General features: G+C 40.8%; 16 protein-coding genes and 1 pseudogene. 8 read left to right on the top strand and 9 right to left on the bottom strand.

Annotation, left to right across the window (positions count from 1 at the left end; genetic code table 11):
• The first annotated feature begins 700 nt into the window (after nucleotides 1-700).
• The 5 genes from MBEAL2_RS26030 (at nucleotide 701) to MBEAL2_RS26015 (ending at nucleotide 4,605) form a co-directional block, all read left to right on the top strand.
• Nucleotides 701-1,417: a sigma-70 family RNA polymerase sigma factor gene (locus MBEAL2_RS26030; RefSeq protein ID WP_047155134.1), complete on the top strand. Its 717-nt coding sequence runs from the start codon at nucleotides 701-703 to the stop codon at nucleotides 1,415-1,417.
• 183 nt (nucleotides 1,418-1,600) lie between these two features.
• On the top strand, nucleotides 1,601-2,341 hold the full coding sequence (locus MBEAL2_RS26025) for an MBL fold metallo-hydrolase (protein WP_047155133.1): 741 nt from the start codon (nucleotides 1,601-1,603) through the stop codon (nucleotides 2,339-2,341).
• 590 nt (nucleotides 2,342-2,931) lie between these two features.
• A complete protein-coding gene (locus MBEAL2_RS33780) occupies nucleotides 2,932-3,063 on the top strand; it encodes a hypothetical protein (RefSeq protein ID WP_269082520.1) in 132 nt (43 codons plus the stop codon).
• Nucleotides 3,064-3,943: 880 nt separating this feature from the next.
• Nucleotides 3,944-4,309, top strand: a complete 366-nt coding sequence (locus MBEAL2_RS26020; RefSeq protein ID WP_047155132.1) for an AbrB/MazE/SpoVT family DNA-binding domain-containing protein — start codon at nucleotides 3,944-3,946, stop codon at nucleotides 4,307-4,309.
• Complete coding sequence (locus tag MBEAL2_RS26015) at nucleotides 4,309-4,605, top strand: type II toxin-antitoxin system RelE/ParE family toxin (RefSeq protein ID WP_201780862.1); 297 nt, start codon at nucleotides 4,309-4,311, stop codon at nucleotides 4,603-4,605. Before MBEAL2_RS26020 ends, MBEAL2_RS26015 begins: the two co-directional genes overlap by 1 nt.
• 711 nt (nucleotides 4,606-5,316) lie before the next feature.
• Here the strand turns inward: MBEAL2_RS26015 and MBEAL2_RS26010 are convergent.
• From MBEAL2_RS26010 to MBEAL2_RS29795, 4 genes are all read right to left on the bottom strand, one after another.
• Nucleotides 5,317-5,706, bottom strand: coding sequence for a hypothetical protein (locus tag MBEAL2_RS26010; RefSeq protein ID WP_047155131.1), 390 nt, complete (start codon nucleotides 5,704-5,706; stop codon nucleotides 5,317-5,319).
• Between the two features lie 299 nt (nucleotides 5,707-6,005).
• Complete coding sequence (locus tag MBEAL2_RS29800) at nucleotides 6,006-6,857, bottom strand: RHS repeat-associated core domain-containing protein (protein WP_082130198.1); 852 nt, start codon at nucleotides 6,855-6,857, stop codon at nucleotides 6,006-6,008.
• Nucleotides 6,858-6,877: 20 nt separating this feature from the next.
• Nucleotides 6,878-7,363, bottom strand: a complete 486-nt coding sequence (locus MBEAL2_RS26000; protein ID WP_047155130.1) for a tetratricopeptide repeat protein — start codon at nucleotides 7,361-7,363, stop codon at nucleotides 6,878-6,880.
• A gap of 100 nt (nucleotides 7,364-7,463) precedes the next feature.
• Nucleotides 7,464-8,183, bottom strand: coding sequence for an RHS repeat-associated core domain-containing protein (locus MBEAL2_RS29795; RefSeq protein ID WP_052948029.1), 720 nt, complete (start codon nucleotides 8,181-8,183; stop codon nucleotides 7,464-7,466).
• 88 nt (nucleotides 8,184-8,271) lie between these two features.
• On the opposite strand from MBEAL2_RS29795, the gene MBEAL2_RS34185 reads away from it, so the two are divergent.
• Nucleotides 8,272-8,373, top strand: a complete 102-nt coding sequence (locus tag MBEAL2_RS34185) for an ATP-binding protein (RefSeq protein ID WP_369405538.1) — start codon at nucleotides 8,272-8,274, stop codon at nucleotides 8,371-8,373.
• A gap of 324 nt (nucleotides 8,374-8,697) precedes the next feature.
• Here the strand turns inward: MBEAL2_RS34185 and MBEAL2_RS25990 are convergent, their stop codons facing one another.
• From MBEAL2_RS25990 to MBEAL2_RS25975, 4 genes are all read right to left on the bottom strand, one after another.
• On the bottom strand, nucleotides 8,698-8,928 hold the full coding sequence (locus MBEAL2_RS25990) for a hypothetical protein (protein WP_047155129.1): 231 nt from the start codon (nucleotides 8,926-8,928) through the stop codon (nucleotides 8,698-8,700).
• A gap of 756 nt (nucleotides 8,929-9,684) precedes the next feature.
• Nucleotides 9,685-15,096 carry a DNRLRE domain-containing protein gene (locus tag MBEAL2_RS25985; RefSeq protein WP_052948028.1) on the bottom strand — a complete coding sequence of 1,804 codons (5,412 nt, stop codon included), beginning with the start codon at nucleotides 15,094-15,096 and terminating at the stop codon, nucleotides 9,685-9,687.
• Nucleotides 15,097-15,528: 432 nt separating this feature from the next.
• Nucleotides 15,529-15,882 (bottom strand): DMT family transporter, encoded by a 354-nt coding sequence (locus tag MBEAL2_RS25980; protein ID WP_047155137.1) that lies wholly within the window; start codon nucleotides 15,880-15,882, stop codon nucleotides 15,529-15,531.
• 123 nt (nucleotides 15,883-16,005) lie between these two features.
• Nucleotides 16,006-16,770, bottom strand: coding sequence for a sulfite exporter TauE/SafE family protein (locus tag MBEAL2_RS25975; protein WP_047155128.1), 765 nt, complete (start codon nucleotides 16,768-16,770; stop codon nucleotides 16,006-16,008).
• 254 nt (nucleotides 16,771-17,024) lie between these two features.
• Here MBEAL2_RS25975 and MBEAL2_RS25970 point away from each other — a divergent pair, with 254 nt between their 5' ends.
• Both MBEAL2_RS25970 and MBEAL2_RS25965 read left to right on the top strand, forming a co-directional pair.
• Nucleotides 17,025-17,468 carry a MarR family winged helix-turn-helix transcriptional regulator gene (locus MBEAL2_RS25970; RefSeq protein ID WP_047155127.1) on the top strand — a complete coding sequence of 148 codons (444 nt, stop codon included), beginning with the start codon at nucleotides 17,025-17,027 and terminating at the stop codon, nucleotides 17,466-17,468.
• 3 nt (nucleotides 17,469-17,471) lie between these two features.
• Nucleotides 17,472-18,661 (top strand): annotated as a pseudogene (locus MBEAL2_RS25965) (MFS transporter).
• Between the two features lie 57 nt (nucleotides 18,662-18,718).
• On the opposite strand, the gene MBEAL2_RS25960 reads toward MBEAL2_RS25965, so the two are convergent.
• Nucleotides 18,719-20,683 (bottom strand): MDR family MFS transporter, encoded by a 1,965-nt coding sequence (locus MBEAL2_RS25960; protein WP_082130196.1) that lies wholly within the window; start codon nucleotides 20,681-20,683, stop codon nucleotides 18,719-18,721.
• Between the last annotated feature and the right edge of the window lie 252 nt (nucleotides 20,684-20,935).

Below are 20,935 nucleotides of genomic sequence, written 5' to 3'. Positions count from 1 at the left end.
AAGTGCAATTTTATGAAGCATAAATTTGCTAAAATTACATTAGAAATATATTTCGGCAACAAGCAAAAAAGAGCTACCGTAAAAATCGGCAGCTCTTATGTTGTAATGCCTCCTTACTTATCTCTTTACAGTGAAAGAAGCCAAGGATCGAAGATCCTATGAACGTTTTCAACCTGTCTATCTTTCCCTCAAGGGATATACCCAGCGTGAAATTGCAGATACCACGGTGGATTGTCAAAACTAAACCAGACAATTTTCTTAAGGGACGATCGTTTGTATTCAAGTATATACAAGGGATAAGCATAGACCAAGTAGCAGGAGAAATGAATGTCTCAAACAGAACAGAAGAAAATAAAGGACTCGGATTGCGAGTAGAATACTAAAGAATCGAATTATCAGTCTGTGGAAGAGCATGAAGCAGAAGCATTTCCAAAAATTGAAGGATTAGAGTAAGTAACGTTTTGAGGAGGCTCTCCTTTTTCCTTATATTGGAGAAGGTGACTGAATACAGAGATGGAATCCAAGAAATCATTACATAACTAATAAAACTGTGATTTTATTGTTTGGAATTTTTAATACTTGTTCATATAGTGAAGTTAATACATTTACCGCATTAAAACTTAAAAAATGTTTCTACCCCGTATCTTTTCATTGGAAATGTTCGTTTATAGATTAGAGACGTGCTGAAGGAGTGATTGTTGTGCAAAGTAAATTTCGTAATGGTTCAAAAGATTGTCTAGAACATCATCATAATCTTACTGAAGAACAGCTTCAAGAATTTTATCCTGAACTTCGCCGATATTGTCAGTTTATAACTCAAAACATCTGGGATGGAGAGGAAGTTGTACAAGAATCTTTAATTAAGGCTTGGCTTCATTATCAGAACCAACCCAATATATCCATGGCTTTACTTAATAGAATTGCACGAAATGAATGGATAGACACTGTACGAAAAAGAAATAAAGGGTCTCTTGAAGCTTTTACTGAATATATTTATGATGAATCAAAACAAATTGAAAACCGTCTTGAGGCTATTCACAACCTTGTAAATAAATTATCACCTAAGCAAGCCGTTATGTTTGCCTTAAAAGAAGGATTTCGGTTTCAATTAACTGAAATTGCTGAGATATTTAATACAACCGAGACTGCCGTGAAGGCTGTTATTTATCGTGCGAAACAACGGTTGAAAAAAGGGGCAAACGATACAAATCCCCTTATCGAACAGTATTGGGAAATGGAAGATTATGAGCAAATTGAAAGAATACTTAACGAATCTTTCAAAACTCAAGACCCATCTATACTAATTAGATCTATTCCTTTTATCCATTCTTTAAGAAAGGAAATAAGTTACACTAGCTCTATGCACAAATTACGACTCTTCAAATCTCCATCAAGCACTATTTACATGGCTGCATAGTAAGAAATCTTTTCCTTTAATTTGTTTCTTATTTTCTAATGAACCGAGGGAGGCAAAGGGGTATCTGTAGGACACTTTTCCCCTACCTTTAAACCCTTACTTATCTGTTTGGAGATTGAACCAATCAGTGACCTACCCTTCCAAGAGTAGGTCACACTCTAAATCATGAAGGGAGATAGAAATATGGAGATTCTGGATGGAGTAGAAATGCTTGAAATACAGATTGAGGCTTTTGGGGGTCATCAAGAATTAAATCCTACCCTTATTTGGGATGGTACTACTGCCGTTCTGATTGATACCGGGACACCCGGACAATTGCAACAAATTCGAAAAGCTATGAATGATACAGGTGTCCCTTTTGACAAATTAAAAGCCATTATTCTGACACATCAGGACATTGACCATATTGGCAGTCTTCCAGAAATTTTGAAAGAATCTGATTCGCAAATTGAAGTTTACGCTCATGAAGCTGATAAACCCTATATTGAAGGGAAATTACCCCTCTCAAAGGCAAACCTTGATAGTATGGCATGGCAATTAGAAGGACTTTCAGAAAATATACGTCAGGAGATAGTAGCTCAAGTTAACAATTCCCCAAGGGGTAGAGTTGACAAAACGTTATTTGGTGGAGAGGAACTCCCATTTTGCGGAGGAATCCAAGTTATTTTTACTCCCGGGCATACACCGGGTCATATCAGCCTATATTTAAAACGTAGTAAAACTCTTGTAGCTGGGGATTCTATGTATAGTGTGGAAGGTGTTTTGCATGGACCTCATTCACCGTCTACTCCAGATATGGATACTGCCTACCATTCCATAACAAAATATTTAGATTTCGATATTGAAAACGTGATTTGTTACCATGGAGGATTAAGTAAGGATAATGTTAAAACACAGCTTAAAAACATAGTTGAAAAATCATAACAGCTAAGAGTATTAGAAAGCATAAATCGGATCCTGGAGTATCTCATATGTTGATTACGATCCAGTGTTATCCAGCAGAGCTTCAGGTCATTTTGAAGAAAATTGCAAAACAGCACGACGTGATCGAAATTCAACCGGTGGATTTAGACCAGCTGTATATTAGCTGATGATGAGATCTTCCTCTACGAGCTCAAGTTATTCCGTGAGAAAATGATGTCAAGGGTCTACAACAGTCTTGTCTTACTTGTCTATAATGAAAAGAACAAGGATCGGCATTAGGTTCCCCTATACGAATTTATACTTAATTGAAGACAATAAAAAACCGCAAAAATAAATGGTAAAAATACCGTTAATGAAAAGTTACTCAATGTCTGTTATGTTTACGGTATGATTTCGGTCGCTATTCTTATCATATAAGGTCGGGTTGGCTCCTCCTTTCTTTCGTCTTACGCAGAAGACCTCGCCTCATCAACGTACCTTATGATGTATCGAGGTCTTCTGCTGACTCGGTAAGGAGGAGCCAACCAACTATGAAGGGGATAGCTTAGTAGTTCAAGAGAAAAGTTCAAGGTACATAAGAGAAAGTTCAAGTGCATTGCGGTGGATTCAAGAAGGAAAACGGGGTTCGAACAAGTGATGTGCCGGAAGTAAATTCGAGGAAGTTGGCACATGATTTTGTGCAGGTGCGTGCTATCATGGACGCTGTTTATGAAGTAAACTAGCGCAGCAGGAGATAAAAAGATACAACCAGCATCTTGAAGAGCCGGGCGATGCTTGACTCCATTGGTAATTTATTAAAGGCGGGGACATGAACCCAATTTAGATTGAAATTTAGAAATATCAATGGTTTGTTATGTCCATATCATTTATGTTGTTTAATAAAATATGAATGTGCCATTACAATAGCAATCGACTATTAAATTGAGTAGTAAAAAGATCAGTCCATCATGTCATTTTCAATTTAATATCCTGTTTCCGCTTAAAACTTGATATGAGGCGTTTTTATCGACAAAGACATTCCTTGTTAACGCCCTGGACCCCACCCTCACATCGTCCGATGAGATGCTGGGGTCCAGGGCTACTCGTCATTTTCTTTGTTGATAGAAACGATTACTTATACCGGAAAGATCAAGGAAGTTGAGAGAAGGGAAGAAAAAGCGTGAGAGTAGACTCGAGGATGTTTGGGATGAAGGATCATTCGAAGAAGTAATGGTGTAAGTCTACAATTTTCCTTCTAACATGTGTTTATTGTCCTTTTATTGAAATCTAGCCTAAGGACAAAGGAAGTAATCGCTAGGAGCTATTATGAGCATTTGAAAAGGTTCTACCCTCAGCTAATTCGCTCCGCTCATGCAATCACATCCAGCCCGTCTCGATAGACATACGCTTCCGACCCGACTGTAGCTAGATCACCGCTCCGAAATGCGATTGCATTAGTTTATAGGGGAATTAGGCTGTATAAGGTAGTGGTTGCTTAAAAACGATCTATTCATTTTTCTTTTTATGATAACCAGGTTGATTTTTACCAGTATTTTGATTATTATAATGACCAAGAAACAAAGAAACCAAGAAAGAAGTTTTTAAATAGAAAGGGGATTTTACATGCTGGAAACAAAACGAATTAGCGTGTCGTCAAAGAGACAAATAACGATTCCCCAAAAGTTTTTTGAAGCGTTGAATATCGGAAGTGAAGTGAAATGCTATGTAAGTAATAACAAAATCATCATTGAGCCTATAAACGATTCAGATGATGATTATTTTACCGAATACATTCTAAGGGACTTGATGAAGGAAGGTTATCAAGGAGAAGAGTTAATTCAGAAATACAAAGAGATGAAATCTAAAGTTCGGCCAGCAGTAGATAGGATGATGGAAGAAGCAAAAATGGCTGCAAGAAATCTAAGAAATCAAAAAGGAACTGGCGATGATGAAGTGAAGGAAATTTTTGGTGATTTGGAGGAAGAATAATGATGTTACCCATTCAGTTTCTTCCTTCGGCCAAAAAATATTTTAAGAAACTAAAAGATAAGCAGTTAAAAAGTAAGTATGAGGATGCCATCATTCAGATTAGGCATGACCCGGAAGTGGGTCAACCTAAAGTTGGAGACCTGTCAGGTGTGTATGGATATGATGTTTTCCATCAAGGTACAAATTATGAAATAGCGTATTACTTGGATGAAGATGAAGACGGAAATATTGTTGTTGTGATCATGGCAGGTCCAAGAGAAAATTTTTGGGATGCCGTAAAGAAATACATGAACTAAGGCACTTAGATCATTCTAAGTGCCTGGTGTAGTTTGTCAAAAAATTTTACTCCCTGTCTCCCTTGTCCAGCATGAATAAGACAAATAGGTATACTCATACAATCAAGCAGGAGTAAACTGCTTGAATCCTACTCCTGCTTGATAAGAAATGTATTCAAAGAAAGGTGTACCGTACACTAAAAAAAGAAATGATTTGATACCGAATCTCACACAAATGAATTGTGTGAGATTCAGGTTAGGTTGTGTATTTTTCATTTGACGTTGTTTTACGGTAATTTCCCTTCCATGTAGTGTATAGTCGGAAATTTTAATATTAAAAATCGATTTTGTTGGACGCCCCTTAAGCCATTTTTACGGTGTACGTAGTGGATTTTCCAGCTGAATCGGTAGCGGAAATAAAGTTTCCATTGGCATCATAAGCTCAGTACCACTTCTTCACCCCATTGTAGGAATGCTGTCCATCCGCTTCAGGGCGTTGTAAGTATTGGATACCGTAGTCCCTTGCGGGAAAACGATCTTGGTGGAGTTTCCATTTCAAGTAATGCCCTGTCGCTCATTTCAAAACCTCTACTTATTAACACAAACTACGTGTAGTTCATTTTCAATAAAGGCAAGTTTCATCCTCTTACTCTTTATTCAATTGCTCACGGATTGCTTTGGAATGGTAATTATTACAGTTATTGTAAAATTCCTTCAGCTGACTTTCTAAGATCATAAAGTCACTTCCATAGTGTACATTTTTTGATTGTTCACATTGAGAATAGCCATAAAATAACCATTATTTTGTTGTTTTATATAAAATAAGGAATTTTTATCGAACTCAATAGGGTAATCAGTAAATAACTTCTTATATTCAGGCTTGAAACTAAGCGTTTGATTTTTAAACAATGCAACTCGTTCCGAAACCATAGTGAAGGTTTTATTATTATCCATCCTTGTCCACAATTTAAGTTCTTTAACCTTCTCAAATGTGTCTTGGTCATATTCGGCAATAACATATGCTTTCCAATCAGATGCACCTTCCTCAAATACGGTTGTAATCTTTTTCCCAGGTTGAATCAACTGTTTGGAATTTTTCGAACAATTTATAGGAAGCCACAATACAAATTATTGCTAATACCAAAAGAATAATAATCCATTTTATGCTCTTCATTACTTATGCAACCCCCTTTTTTGTGATTTTCCTTTTTATTCTTGGCTATACATCAAAATGTGTAGGTTGGAAAAGAATGGACACGTATACTAAAATAAGACAATTGCAGCGACCTTGGATCGCTGCAATTTTGTATATATGCAAAAGGGAAATTCCCTTTTATAGATAATGGAGCTACGAAACTGGAACTATTTTCAGCAATTATATATTTCGATATCAACTGATTGTTAAACTAGTTTCATATCGGTTAGATTTTGAATACCATTCTACATTTCCTCTCCAGAAGAAAATTAATAATAAGTATCGAACCTAACCTAACGTTTATATTATAAGGTGTCAAGAGGTTCGTATCCTGTAAAAGATTTCCTAGATTATTTGCAGCACTGGCAAAACTATTGAGTTTTCGCCATTGAGTAAAATCATATCTATCAATTACTCTTATTCCAACTTTCCATCTACTACCTTCCCGCTGTCCAAAAAAGTTAAAAGTGACGTGTTGAAGCGCATAGTATAAGTCCCCACTTTTAAATTCATAAGGAACACTAAGATGCAAGAACGAAGTAGCACCCTTAGCCTGAGAAATATAACTCTTAACACGAGACTGGACTTCTGGAGAACTTTTAAGTTTGCTGATTAATAAATTCTCGCTAAATCCATAACCCCATAAAGCATGAAAAAATAAATTATAGGCTAGTGTGTACCCTCGAGGTAATAAAACACCAGCTGCAGCTGCGGATACTCCACTTCTAATAACAATACTAGTCGGACCGTGACCAGTGGGATCAGTATTTTTTACAGGGTTGTTATTGGTATATACATATTGATTCTGACTGATTGGATTATCTTCGAAACCGTAGAATGTATCCCTCGTAATAAACCTACCTACACCAGCATCATAGTAACGAGCCATCAGATAGTACAACCCTGTACCTTCATCATAACGATAACCTGCATAGCGATAAGGGTTTGCATCTTTTATGGATCCTGTTGAAGAAATAATATTTCCCCATGCATCATAGGTATACTGTGCCACCGTATTACTATTTTCATCTGTTAGCAACGTTACGTCCCCACGCCCATTGAGATGGTAGTAATACATAGAAGCAGTAAAATTAAAATTTACTGATTTAATTTTAACAACTTGGCTAATTTTTTTATCTTGGAAAATCTAGGATCGTAACTCTGCCGTTGCAATAAATCATAATAAAGGTCAATTGCTTTTTGTCTTTGACCCATATAAAAGTAGGCTTTCACTACATCTGAAAGAGCCTTAGTATAAAAAAACTTTTCCTTACGTGCAATTTGTAAAGCATCATGAAAGTACTTTGTAGCTTGATCCCAATTATCTTCTTTAAAATATTGAAATCCTATCTTTATTAAAATAGATGATCTTTCTATATTTAATAAAGATCCATCGTTAAGTGCTGTTTTTAAAATTTCCATTTTCTTTTTTTTATTTCGGAGAAAAAACTCATAGTTAGTAGCTCTATTTATATAGTCTTCATACCTTTTGATTGGTTTAAAAAAATTCTTATATATAATCCAAGTAATAAAAATAAACATCAAAATATCCCAGAATATAGGGGCTAATTTGTAAAAACTCATTATACTACACCCTCTTTTTGATAGGAAATATTGAATGGTAATAGAAAAATAACTTATCTATGTACCATTCAATATAATTAAGAATTAAGTAAAATATATATTACCACTTATTCACTAATGAATGTAAATACATTCCAGCCTTTGTGATACCATTGTCTATTGCTTTACCAGTTCTAGTCGAATCAAACCAAGTTTCATATTGAAATAGTTTATTTCCGTAAGAAGTAATTTTGTTTATAACTGGTGTTACCTCACCAAGAAAACCAGCTATTGCTCCTTTAAAAAATCTTATTACTGACTTTTTCAATACATATCTTTCTATATAAGAGAGTCCCTGTTGAGCAGCTTTAAATGCCCTAAGCGCCCCCACTCCTCCTCCTAGAAACATAAGACTAATATCGGTTAAAGTATTTGTTCTAAATTCATCAGCAACCACATGAATAGCCCAATTCATAGCCGATTTTATAGGATCTTTCCAGGACCAGTGTCCAGTTGGATCTATATACATAACAGGGTTATTCTTAGTGTATGCGTACTGATTTAAACTTGACGGATCATTCTCAAATCCATGGAACGTGTCTCTTGTGATAAACCTTCCTATACTAGCATCATAATAACGTGCCATTAAGTAGTATAATCCAGTTTCATTATCATAACGATAGCCAGCATAACGATACGAGTTAGCATCTTTCATTAACCCTGCAGAAGAAGTAATATTCCCCCACGCATCATACTGATATTGAGCTACCGTATTACCATTTCCATCTGTTAATGAGTTTCCGACTGCATCATATTCATATGCAATCGTTGTTCCATCCAAAAGGGTTTCCTACGTTATGAAAAAAAAATCAATCATCGTGACGAGCGACTTGTCCTTTCGTGAATAGCCACCGGCCTTCTTATCAGAGGTGATTGTGGTGGCCGCTCTGGATCGGTTTCTTCATCTTAGTCACCGTCTTGTATTTAACGGTGATAGTTACCGTTTAAAAGGAAAAAAGACGGCAAACTGAGGGGATTTTTCTTGGCCATAAGTGATGATTTTCGGATGGCCGCTGACAGTTAATCTGAAGTTCTTCAAATCCTAGGCAAAATTAACTTAGATTAGCTTCTTTACCGTGCCACCTTATTAAAAAGGAACTAAAAAACCTTAAACAAGAATTTCACTACTTGTTTAAGGTTCACGGAAATATGAATCAGAACATCATTTGTCGATGTTAATTTTAGCCCTCAAAATCATTTCTCGAATTGCCTCATAATTAAATGTATCGTTTTCAGAAACCTCTTTTCCATTAATATAAATGGTTGGGGTACCTTTGACGCCTAAACTACTCACACTATCTCTTTTCGTCTGTAAAGAAAAAAGCTATGACAGTAAGAAGCATTATTGCTCCTCCTATGTAGGAATATACATCATCAGTCCTTCCGATTCCGTAAAATAATAGACCAACGCCAAGATAGTTTAAAACGTTGAGAATTGCGCTGATTATTCCTTTTTTTCTCCACAAAGCAAAATACAAAGTAAGCCCTACAGCAAAGTAAAGTAGAATCTGATAATCTAAAGGCAAAACTATCCCCTCTTTATGAATTGCTAAATTTTTAAAGAGAGTAAGAAGCGCTTCAGCACTTTCTTACTCCTACTTACAATTACTATCCTTGATATCCTGGGACGAATCTAGGTAAAACAACAGTTGGAGAAGTCCAATACCATTGTACTACTACTCCGGCTCCTCTATCCTGTTTCACAAACCAATAGATAGACAAACCGATGAAACCAAGAACTATACTTGAAAGCTTACCAGGTACCCCTGCATGTTGGAGGAGTCCATTTAAAATAGCTAATGAAGGTCCAATTGCCATCCCATTTTTTACGATGTGTTGTATAACATGATGTGAAAACCAAATTTTGTGTCCCCACCACTTCAACCTGTAACCAACATCTGAACCGGAGATATGATAACCGGTCATGAATAGATTTTATTTGAAAAGCTTCGAGATATACTTAGTTTCAATTAATCGAGCTGTTAATATAAAAACGATTAAGCTTATAACAAAGATATTGAACGAAAGATTAGGAAACAAGTATAGAAAAACCCGACTGAAAAAATAACCCAACCCAATATAGTAAGTGTAGAGAAAAAGCGTCTTTTTTAAGTTCATAGTTTCACCTCAATATAGTGTTCGCCTCAGTTCTATAACCTTTTTAATCACATATGGGTATTTTTTCTATATAGTTCATTCCTTTCTCTACTTTATAAAAAGAGTGTAGAGAAAACCGAAGAGTCTCTACACTCTGGAAGTAAGAGTTTATTCCTTTTTCATGCTTATTTGTACGCTGGCACCATACGCCAACTTGTTAAGCAGTTTCTCCCTTCGATCACAACTCCGGCTCCCTTATCATGAGATAAGAACCAAGCTAAAGATCCTGTGATTACACCCATAAGAGGTGCAAGCCATTTTGGTGAATCATAATATTTCTTGCCAACTATCCAAAGGCACAACGTAACCGCGGATATCTGAAAACCATAAATTAGCACCTTTTGCTTAATTATGTTACATGCTTGGTGAGAAATCCAAACTTTTAGACCCCAAGACATCCACCGATAATTAAAATTACCGGAATGACCCGTTGGATCTACTTTCATCACTGGGTTATTTTCAACATAAGAGTACTGATTTAAACTTAATGGTTGATTTTCAAATCCATGGAATGTATCCCTTGTAATAAACCGTCCCACACTAGCATCATAATATCTTGCCATTAAGTAGTACAATCCGGTTTCATTGTCATAACGGTAACCCGCATAGCGATAAGGGTTGGCGTCTTTCATTGTTCCTGTTGAAGAAAGAATATTCCCCCATGCATCATACTGATATTGAGCTACCCTATTACCATTTCCATCGGTTAATGAGGTTACATCCCCATGCCCATTAACATGGTAATAATATGTGACTCCATTTTTGGTCATCGTAACCGGATTCCCTTCGGCATCCCATGTATACTCTGCCACAACATTATTGCTCGCATCCGTTTCATAGATGACTTTATCTCCATTGTAGTGGAAAGTAAGTGTCCCACTTGGAGTGGTCGTGCTTGTCCGTTTGCCTTCGTGATCGTAGGTATAGGAAGCAAGCACTGCTCCAGTAGAATCTTTCACCTGGGTGAGCTGGTTCTCTTCATTATAAATAAAGGTTTTAGCTCCATTACCCGTTAAGTTTCCATTAGCATCATACGTATAAGCCTGCCCGTTCACCGCTGTAAGCTCGTTGGCAGCATCATACGTATACGTTGTTGTCGTTGTTGTCGCACCTTTGGTCACCTTCTTAGATGTTCGGTTTCCAACGGCATCATATTCATATGCAATCGTGGTTCCATCCAAAAGGGTTTCCTGCGTTAACTGATTCAAAGAATCGTATTGATATGAAAGGGTTCCCGCGTTTGTCTGCACACTCGTCCGATTCCCATTGGCATCGTACGTATATACGTAGGAATCGAGCACTCCTCCTGCAGCATTGTAATTTTTCATAGACTTTAAACGGTTGGCACCATCGTACTCGTACGCGGTGTATGTACCGTTTGCCCTCTTTATGGAAATTACATTGCCCCGTTCGTCATAGACAAAACTTGCCTGATTCACATCGTTCCGTGATAAAGAAACGGGTTGATCCAGCGTGTTATAAGCATATTCTGTCGATACGGTTGTGGCACCCGCTGTGAAGGAGAAGGATGCCAGGTTGCTGTTATTATCATACACATAATGTGTTTTGTTTGAGGCACCTTCCACCAAATCAGTAACCCGATTATTGTTGTCATAGGTGTAGGTCGTCGCTTTTCCCGCTGCATCGGTAACAGAAGTTACATTTCCGTTTGCATCGTAGGCAAGTCCCCACTTCTTGACACCGTTATAAGAAATACTGTCCATCCGATTCAGGGCATTATACGTATTGGATACCGTATCCCCTTTCGGAGAGATGAACTTCGTCATGTTTCCATTTTTGTCGTACCCGAATTGAATCGCCTGGTTCAACGGATTCGTTACTTTAGAAACCTGATTCTGCTCGTTATACTCATACCCTGTACTGTTATTTTTGGCATCAGTAACCGAGGTTCGGTTGCCTGCCCCGTCATACCCATAAGCGGTTACGCCAAGTTTGGCGTCTGTCACTTTTGTTAACAGGTTTCGGGCATCATATGCAAAGGAAGTTGACTGCCCTTTTCCGTCTGTGGCACTGGTTTGATTTCCAACAGCATCATATGTTGTGGAAACGGTGTTTCCCGCCGGGCCTTTCACACTTGTTACATAGTTTCCCCCCGCATCATAGGTGTTGAAGGTGTGGGAAGCTCCTTCTTCTAAACGCATGGCATCAAACCAGGCCGTGCCTAATTGATCATAGTAGTAATAATAGACATCAATCGAATCAAACGTCTTGGTTGGGTTTACTTCCGCGCCGACATGCTGCCAGCCTTGTAAAACCCGGCTAAAAGAGTTCGCATTCGTCCAGTCCACGGTTCCGTCTGTGTTATTGATGGCGACCTGAAGGGCGTAGGGACCTCCGTTACTATCGGCTCCTGTCTGCTTCGACCAGCCGGACAGCGTAAATTTCGACGCAGTATCTCCTGAGACATTAATATGCTGCTTGATGAATTTATTCTTGCCTTTTTCCCCGGTCATTTTAAAGGAATACTTCCCGGCATAGGCATTGTCATCGCCAGGGTTTACGTTTGCATCGATGACATCAGCGTTTGGAGCCAGGTTGTTGCTGGTCGTCCAGCTATCCGGGATTTTGTCTCCGTTAGCGTCCCGCTCCATGCTGCTGTTATCGATAAGGTTATAGGCACTAAGAACGGTTCCCTTCTCTAGCTGGACTCCATCGAAGTACGCTGTACCCGAGCCGGCATTCAATCCCACAGATACCCGAATTTGAGTCGTACCGGCAGGGGCATTTTCAACCACTGCTTGAATGCGTGTCCAGTCATGGGTTCCTTTTAGCCCATAGCTGACTTGCTGATCCAGCCATTTCCCTGTTGAAGCTAAAAAGTCTATTTTGACCATGGCTTGACTGGTGGTATTGGCCGTTTTCGCGTACCCACTCACAATATACCGGTCCCCGGCTGCATAAGGAATGATATCCGATTTAGCCACCGCCCAGCCGGTCGGGTTTGAAATGCTGATCGCTTTCTTTCCCCATTTAGTCGTGCTTGACCAGCCATAGGTCGCTGTTTTTCCTGTTTCTATCTCTTGTACCCAGTTATCCGGCCAGCTCGTTGTTGTCCCCTGTTCAAAACTGGAATTTGGAACCAGGTTATCGGCAACCGACATCGTGTTGGTAGAATACAACAGGTTTCCTGCTGAATTATACCGCTGGGCCACCGTTTGAACGTTGGCATCGGTGGATTCCGTTTGATTGTTTTTCGCATCGTAATCAGATGAACTGATATTTTTATTGAAATCCTGTTCCTTCACCAGGTTGTTCTGGCTATCGTACGTATCATAAGAAGTCTGACCGCCAGGGAGTTTTTTCGACGTAATATTCCCGTTGGCGTCATACGTATACACGTACGTTTCCGCTCCGTTTACCCGGTTGGTATTTGGATCTTTTACCTGCGTTAAGTTGTTATTATTGTCATAGGCAAAGTACGTAACCGCCTTGTTTGCCGCGTCCAGCGGGTTTTGTGTCAGTTGAACGACATTGCCATTGGCATTCGTGGTGTAATCTACCCGCCGGCCTTCCCCATCCGTCACCGCGGTCACCAGGTTTACTGTATCATACGAGTAACTTGTGGTACTCGTTTGGACAGCGCCGTTCACCGTGATGGGCTGGCTAACACTGGATACCCGGTCCGAAGTATCATAGGCAATCGTCGTTTTAATGTTGCGGGCATCATAGGCAAAGGTCGTGCTGTTCCCTGCCGCATCCGTTACTTTTGTTAGGTTTCCTGCCGCATCGTACCCATAGCTTATGGTGTGATTAGCCGGATCCATAATACTGGATACATACCCGTTCGTGCCATAAGTGAATGTAGCCTTGCGCCCGGAAGCATCCTGCACGGATGTAAGGTTGCCGGCAGCATCCACATTAAATGAGGTCGTATTTCCGTTCGTATCAACCATCGATGAAATCCAACCATTTATATCGAAATGGAGTATTGTTCCATCCATCTGTGTCATGGTGTAGGTTCCATCGGCATTCTTAACCAGTGTGAGATAAAGTCCTCCGGCAGCAACGTAGCCTCCTCCGGCTGTTTGCCCGAAGAAATGGCGGGTGTTGTCTCCATCGACGAACATAATCGGTCCGCTGCCTGCATCCACAAGGTGCGCTTCCAAATTACTCCCCCATCCATAACCAAATATACCTGCGGTACTTGATTTCCGGCTGTTATACGTGCGTTTGACACTGATCGGTACGCCGCGTCCCGGAATCGAGAGATCCTCGTTTTGTACAACAAGGTTTCCATTGGCCGGATTCACGCCATCTTTCGTATAACTCCAGAAATCTTCGATCCCCCTTGGATCCACTGTATAGTTGATCGTCAGTTGAGGTGTATTGGTGCTGCTGTTTACCGTGTTAAAGGATTTATACGGGGAGGTTGTTTCATTCTGCTGCTTTAACATCAAGCCATAGTTGGCCTGGTCGCCGTTGTACCAATCTGTTACGAGCTGTGTAATATTCCATTGCCAGTAAGCGTTTGACGTATTGCTTGTGACACTGGATTCGGCAGCAGCCGGAATGGTTGGCTGTGTATTCCAGGTTGCCGCTGAAGTCCAGGGACTCGTCACCCGGTATAAGTCAACGGAGGCATTCGCTGTATCTGCTTTGGTCTGATAAGCCTGGAAAGTAGCGCTCGAAATTTTACTGTCACTCGGCAGAGCCGGCAAGTAAAACTGCACCAGCGAGCGGGTGGCGCCCAACGTGCTGTCATATCCTGTCTCCATATACGTTTGGCTTGCATAAGACGAAGTCGGGAAGGAACTAGCTACGAACATATCCCGCTGTACATTCCAGCTGTTAATGGGCGGGTCAATGGTGACCGGATACTTTGTAGCCGGGTTCTGCAGGAATGCCGGGTCAGTCGCAACATCCACATATGTCTTTCCGCCCGCTTCCCGCAGGGTAAGCGATACTTTGTTCGAATACTTCCCATTGGCATCCGTCATGAACGGCTTGGCCAGAAACCATTGTTTTTTCCCTTTGGCATCGGTAAACGTAATGGTTCCATCTTTTTCAACCAAAGGTTTCAAACCATCCAGCTTCACTTCATACGTAAAGGTATTTTGTGCGGAAGCGCTTTGAAGAATCAGGTCTTCTTTTACTCCACCGCCCTGGACCTTATAGCGGACATCGGTATCCTTAAAAAGGCCAGGGTATGTAATTTCATTCCCCTTCACGATCCCCTTTACTGAATTCGCTTGAAGCGGAACAAGCGCCAGGCTTTTCCCGTCCTTTTCAGCAGAAACAAGCTCACTGCCGTCGGCTTGATCGGCAAGGGAAGCCGTAAAGTCATTAGCCGTATTTTTATGTTTCCCCGGCTTTTTTGTGTTGGCTTTCAGATTGTTATCAATCTTCTTCCATTTTTTATCGGCCGGGTCCTGATAAAATTGGGGCTCACTAAAAATTTGTTCGGTAAAACTTCCGTCCGGATTGAGGTAGCGGGTCGAATATTTCGTCCGCTTGCTCGTCAACTCCAGTTTCGTTTTAGGAAGTTTATTGGGCAGCTCCCCAATTTCAGCAGTCACAGCATCCTTTTGTGGAACCCGCTGGGATGCTCCGGGTGCTGCTTCTGCAACAGAAATCGCGAAAAGATTAAATATGACAGGAAAATTATAATAGGTCGATTGTATTTTGTAATAGATCTATATTAGTGGGAATGAAAGGAGTCATTGGAAGTAAAGAATTATTTATCTATCTTGCCTAATTCATGATTGAACTTATCGAAGGCATTTTTATCAAAAAAATCAAGCATGATTTTTCCTAACATCTCATTTCAAAACGAACAATGGAATCTATTCTTTCATTAACATAAAAGCATTGATTGCAGATTCCGGTTACGGTAGTGAAGAAAATTATGCATAATTGCCCAAAAACCAGGACAAAAAAAGAGGCTGGCCTCAAAAAGTCGCTTTTCAACGACCTTTTGAGTCAGCCTCTCTATTCACTAATCTCCAGTCTTATTGAAGTCCTGTGCTTTGTGTAGTCTCATGTAGCGGCGCCTTTAGATTCAGTATGACAACCCCGGCAATAATGAACAAAATGCCAACAACTTGTAACAAGCTAATATTTTCTTTCCAAACCACGATTCCAATGACCGCAGTTATTGCGGTTCCTACCCCGGACCAAATAGCGTAGGCAATGCTTAATGGAATTTGTTGAAGAGACAACGAAAGAGAATAAAACGCAACAACAAAGCAAAAAACAACAGCAATACTCGGCAATATTTTAGTAAAACCTTCCGAAGCTTTTAGCATCGATGTGCCAAAAAGCTCGGATATAATAGCAATGGCTAAAAATAAATAAGCTTTCAAACCCCTGACCTCCTTCCCCATGTAATTAATGTTTCCATACGCCGCTGTTAACTCCTTCAATACCATTGTCCCCTTTTTAGCGCAAAGGAAAACCCGCCTGGTTTACCAGACGGGCTGTTAGTTTCAAATTAGCTTTATTCCACTTATAAAAACAATGGCAGCAATAATTGCCCGAAGAGGCTTTGTGGGGATTTTAGCAGACAAAGCGCTGCCCATGATAACTCCTGGAATAGAACCCATCAATAAATTAGCCACTAACAGATAGTTTACATTTCCAAGGCTGGCATGAAGCATCCCGGCCACTGTGACGAGCATAAAAGCATGAGCGATGTCTGTTCCTACCAGCTCGGAGGCTGTCATTCGGTATAGATACAGCATAGCGAGAGCAAATAAAGAGCCGGATCCGATGGAGGTAAGACCTACTATGAAACCAAGAGTTGCTCCAATGCCTATGGTTAACCCGCGTTTTTCCTCTAATGGTTTTAAGGCCAACGGACTCTCCTTAAGCCTTTTATCGAAGAATGTGCGGAACAGTGTGGCAAAGGCAACAAGAATCAATACATAGCCTAAAGCATGTTTAATGATTTGTTCCTGATTGTGAAAAAAAAGATTAAAAGTATGCAGAATCCCAATCGCTATAACCGCGCCCGGGATACTGCCCAGCGCTAAGTATTTTACTAATTTTATATTTATTGTCTTCTGCTTGTAGTGTTGAATCGTTCCAAATAATTTTGTGACTGCACTATAAAAAAGGTCCGTTCCGACAGCGAGGGCAGGACTAATGCCTATCAGGATTAAAACAGGAGTTAAAAGCGCTGCTCCTCCTACACCTGTTAGACCTACCAAAAACCCAACGAGTATCCCCATAGCTGTAATCCCGATACTCATATTCCTATCTCCCATCTTAAAACCAGGTAATTGTAAACCAGAAACAATCCATCTCTTCTACATTCTAATAAAAAGCACAGGAAATGTGCCTGTTTTACTGAGAAAAAGCCGGTAACTCACCACGAAAGGGTGAATTACCGGCTTTTTTAAATTTTGAATATTTATTCAAAGATCATCACTTTTATTTTAAATTTGACACACTTAAATGTTATGAATATAATTGCTATAGCAATTATATAGAAGGAGCGATGTGATTGAAACTTGATGATTCTTTAGGATTCGTCCTTAATAACGCCGGACGGAGAGTAAGCCAGCTTTTATCATTGCACTTCTCCCCCTACGGCATCACGCTGGAACAGTGGACAGTATTAAACCGCCTTGCGGAACAAGACGGCATCAATCAGAAGGAACTGGCCAGACGAACGGGAAAGGATCAAACAAACGTCACAAGGATACTGGACCAACTGGAGCGGAAAGGCCTGGCCAGGAGAAAGCCCAACGCCGGGGACAGACGATCATTTCTGGCTGTAGTTACAGAGGATGGAAGAAAGTTAAATGAAATACTAGTTCCAATCGAAGCTGAAGCCATACACACTGTGATGAAGGATTTATCAGAAAATGAAATCCTACAGTTTAGAGAACTGCTAAGGAAAATAACCGAAAATGCAAGCCTACAAATAGAAGAACTGGAGAGATAGATTTTGAAGGATCAACCATTGTGGAACCGGGATTTTATAGCTGTCTGTTTCAGCAGCTTTTTTTTGTTTATGACGTTTTATACGCTGGCCGTTACACTCCCCGTGTTTGTTATCGACACATTACATGGAAGTGAACAGCAAATCGGTCTTGTTATGACTGTCTTTATTATCGCAGCTGTTCTATTTCGGCCACTCGCCGGAATGTGGCTTGATGAATTCAGCAGGAAAAAAATAGTATTTATTTCCCTTACCTTGTTTCTTGCCTGTACAGTTTTATATTTAGGAATCAAGAGCTTTACTATTTTGCTTGTTTTACGTTTTGTTCATGGAATTGCATTTGGAATCGCCACGACTGCAACGGGAGCTATTGCTGTCGATCTCATACCTGACCGGCGTAAGGGCGAGGGGATTGGCTATTACAGTCTGTTCATGAGTTTAGCGATGGTTATCGGACCCTTTGCCGGCCTTACCATTATGTCGCATTATAACTCCCGGGTTTTGTTTATTGCATGTGCTATTTTTGCCTTGCTATCCTTTTTATTTGGTATGTTAATCCGTATCCCCGAACAAATTCGTAAAGATAACAAAGGAAAGCTGTGGGATTGGAAAAAATATATTGAACCAAGTGCAATTCCGATTTCTTTATCGGGGAGCGTTTTAGCCTTTTCTTATGGTGCCATTACTACCTTTATTTCGATTTATGCACAAGAGCTCGGGTTAAGCAGCTTCGCGAGCTATTTCTTTGTGGTCTTTGCTGCCATGATTGTCATCCCACGTCCCCTTGTAGGAAGATTATTCGACCGGCTGGGTGAGCACGTTCTCGTTTACCCGGGTATCTTCCTATTTGCAATCGGCATGATAGGCCTAAGCCAGGCGCATACGGCCTTCCTATTTCTATTGACAGCGGGAATAATAGGGCTGGGCTATGGCGCTTTGCTTCCAGCTTCCAGGCTATCGCTATTCAGTCTTCGCCGAGCCACCGGAGAGGCTTAGCTACCGGAACGTACTTTGTATTTTTCGACTCAGGGTACGGAATCGGTTCGTATGCCCTGGGAATTGTGGCCGCAAAAACGAACTATCATTTTATGTATTTCATTGCCGGTTTGATTGTCGCTTGCACGGTCCTAATTTATTACGGCCTGCATCATAGAAAAGCAAAGGTGAAGCTTGCTCAATTAACAACTGAGAATTAGCGGACACAAAGAGACAGCGCATCCGGATGGAAGCAGTTCATTTCCTACGGCTGATCCTTATGAATACGGCGAAGTGCTGCCCGGTAGGCTGCATCCGCCATGACCTCTTCCTTTTCTTCCGAAGATTGAGGATTTTCCTGAAAACGGCGAAGCGCTGCCCGATAGGCTGCATCCGCGTTTTCCTCTTTCTTCTCTTCCCGGGTTTGAGGGGTTTCTTGAAACTTCCGAATGGCGTTGCGGAATTCCATATCTGCTGCCTGTTTTTTCGTTTTCACCCGCCTGCTGTTCCTGTTCGCTTACAGACTGCGTGACATCCTGTGGCTGAGGATGAAACGGTTGCTCCGGTGCTGCTCGCTCCGGCGTATTTTCTTTCACCATCCGGCTGAGAACCTGAAGGAACTCCTGCTTCGTGTGCTGATCTTCAAACAACCGGCCAAGAATATTCTCCACTGTTTCCTCGCGATTATTCTGTACTGATTGTGGCTGGGCGACCCGGTCTTTGTAAGTGGGCTGGGGGTTCTCCAGAGGCAGCACACCTTTCTCCTGAAAATCCGGAGCTGCGATCGCCCCCTTCGCAACGGCTTTATTTCGTATAAAAAATGATAATACGAGTGCAACTACTGTGAGAAGAGTAGCAATCAGGAATGCGTCATTGATACCCATGACAGCTCCCTGGTTAACGGCAACGGCCCTCTCAGTCTCACGGGTGATATAGACATACCGCCCCTGCAAAATATCCTCAGTATGCTTTGCGCTCTGGTTCGTCATGATGGAAACAAAGAAGGCCATTCCAACAGCACCAGCCACCATACGGAAGGTATTAATGAGCGCGGTTCCATGCCGGTTTAAGGCAAGAGGTAAGTCATTCAAAGCCGCGGTAAAAATCGGCATCATCAGTATGGCCATACCGAACATGCGGATGGTGAATATAATCGTTATATAAGTGAAAGATGTATTTGTTCCAAGCCGGCTGAGTGCATAAGTCGTAATTACAGTTATGAGCAGGCCCGGAATCGCAAGCCATTTTGCACCCATTTTATCGAACAGCCTTCCTGTAATGGGTGACATAATCCCCATAACAATTCCTCCGGGTAAAAGCATAAGCCCCGATAAGAACGGTGAAAAACCGCGGACATTTTGCATATAGATGGGCATCAAAATCATGCCTGCGAACATCGCCATTGTAACAATCATATTAATGATTGTTGTGAGGGTAAACATCCGGTACCGGAGAACCCTTAATTCTAAAATAGGGTGTTTCACGGCAAGCTGTCGCCAGATAAACAATAGCAGTGATACCCCGCCAATGCTAAACATCGTTACCACATTTGGGCTGCCCCATCCCGAACTGCCAGCTGTTGCGAAGCCATACAGGATACCGCCAAAACCGAGTGTAGAAAGGATCACACCTAAAACATCCAATTTTGGACGGCTCGTTTCCGATACATTTTTAACAAGGAAGAACGAAGCAAACAGGTTAATCAGCCCAATAGGAAATATAACAAAGAACAGCACCCGCCAGGAGTAGGTCTGAACAATCCAACCTGATAGTGTAGGTCCTATCGCCGGTGCAAAGTTTATCGCAACACCAAACAACCCCATAGCCGCACCGCGCTTTTCCACCGGAAACAAGGCGAAAATAGCATTTGTAATGAGCGGAAACAGGACACCCGCACCGGCAGCCTGTACAACGCGCCCAATCAAGAGCGCTGCAAAATTGGGGGCAATGCCACAAATGAGCGTGCCGACTGTGAAAAGCCCCATTGAGGTTATATACAGCTGCCTCGTTGTAAAACGTTCCATTAGGAAGGCCGTAATGGGAATGACAATCCCATTGACTAACATAAAAATGGTCGTTAACCAGTTTGCTGTTACCGCAGAAATGTGCAAATGAGCCATAATCTGAGGCAATGCAATGTTTATCAATGTTTGATTTAAAAAGGCGATAAAGGCTCCCGTTAACATGACCCCTAGAATCGGACCCGTCCGAATGGTTCCTTCTGGCATTGCTTGAGTGCTCATTTTTGATTTTCTCCTTCTCGATCTTTTTATTAACCTTCAAACTAAGCAATGCAAAAATGCAACTGGCTATATTATTTACAAAAAGGTAAATTTTATCGGCTAATCGAAATAAAAAAGCCATTGGGATATAAGAGACTCCCAACAGCTCATCGAAACTTCTTATAAAGCTCCTTTCCTCAATCTGTCATACGTCCAGCTACCATCAACATACAGCAGATTTCCCATTTGATGTGTTCGAAACTCCCCTTTCAT

Origin of the sequence: Aneurinibacillus tyrosinisolvens, from assembly GCF_001015055.1 — a bacterium.
In the GTDB taxonomy this organism is placed as follows: domain Bacteria; phylum Bacillota; class Bacilli; order Aneurinibacillales; family Aneurinibacillaceae; genus Aneurinibacillus_A; species Aneurinibacillus_A tyrosinisolvens.
This window is presented reverse-complemented; position numbering and strand designations above follow the sequence as displayed.

Excerpts from the sequence above, each read along its gene's own strand:
- MBEAL2_RS26000 (WP_047155130.1), bottom strand. The coding sequence starts at position 7,363 with ATGAGTTTTTACAAATTAGCCCCTATATTCTGGGATATTTTGATGTTT.
- MBEAL2_RS29800 (WP_082130198.1), bottom strand. The coding sequence starts at position 6,857 with ATGTATTACTACCATCTCAATGGGCGTGGGGACGTAACGTTGCTAACA.
- MBEAL2_RS25960 (WP_082130196.1), bottom strand. The coding sequence starts at position 20,683 with ATGAGCACTCAAGCAATGCCAGAAGGAACCATTCGGACGGGTCCGATT.
- MBEAL2_RS26020 (WP_047155132.1), top strand. The coding sequence starts at position 3,944 with ATGCTGGAAACAAAACGAATTAGCGTGTCGTCAAAGAGACAAATAACG.
- MBEAL2_RS25975 (WP_047155128.1), bottom strand. The coding sequence starts at position 16,770 with ATGAGTATCGGGATTACAGCTATGGGGATACTCGTTGGGTTTTTGGTA.
- MBEAL2_RS26025 (WP_047155133.1), top strand. The coding sequence starts at position 1,601 with ATGGAGATTCTGGATGGAGTAGAAATGCTTGAAATACAGATTGAGGCT.
- MBEAL2_RS26015 (WP_201780862.1), top strand. The coding sequence starts at position 4,309 with ATGATGTTACCCATTCAGTTTCTTCCTTCGGCCAAAAAATATTTTAAG.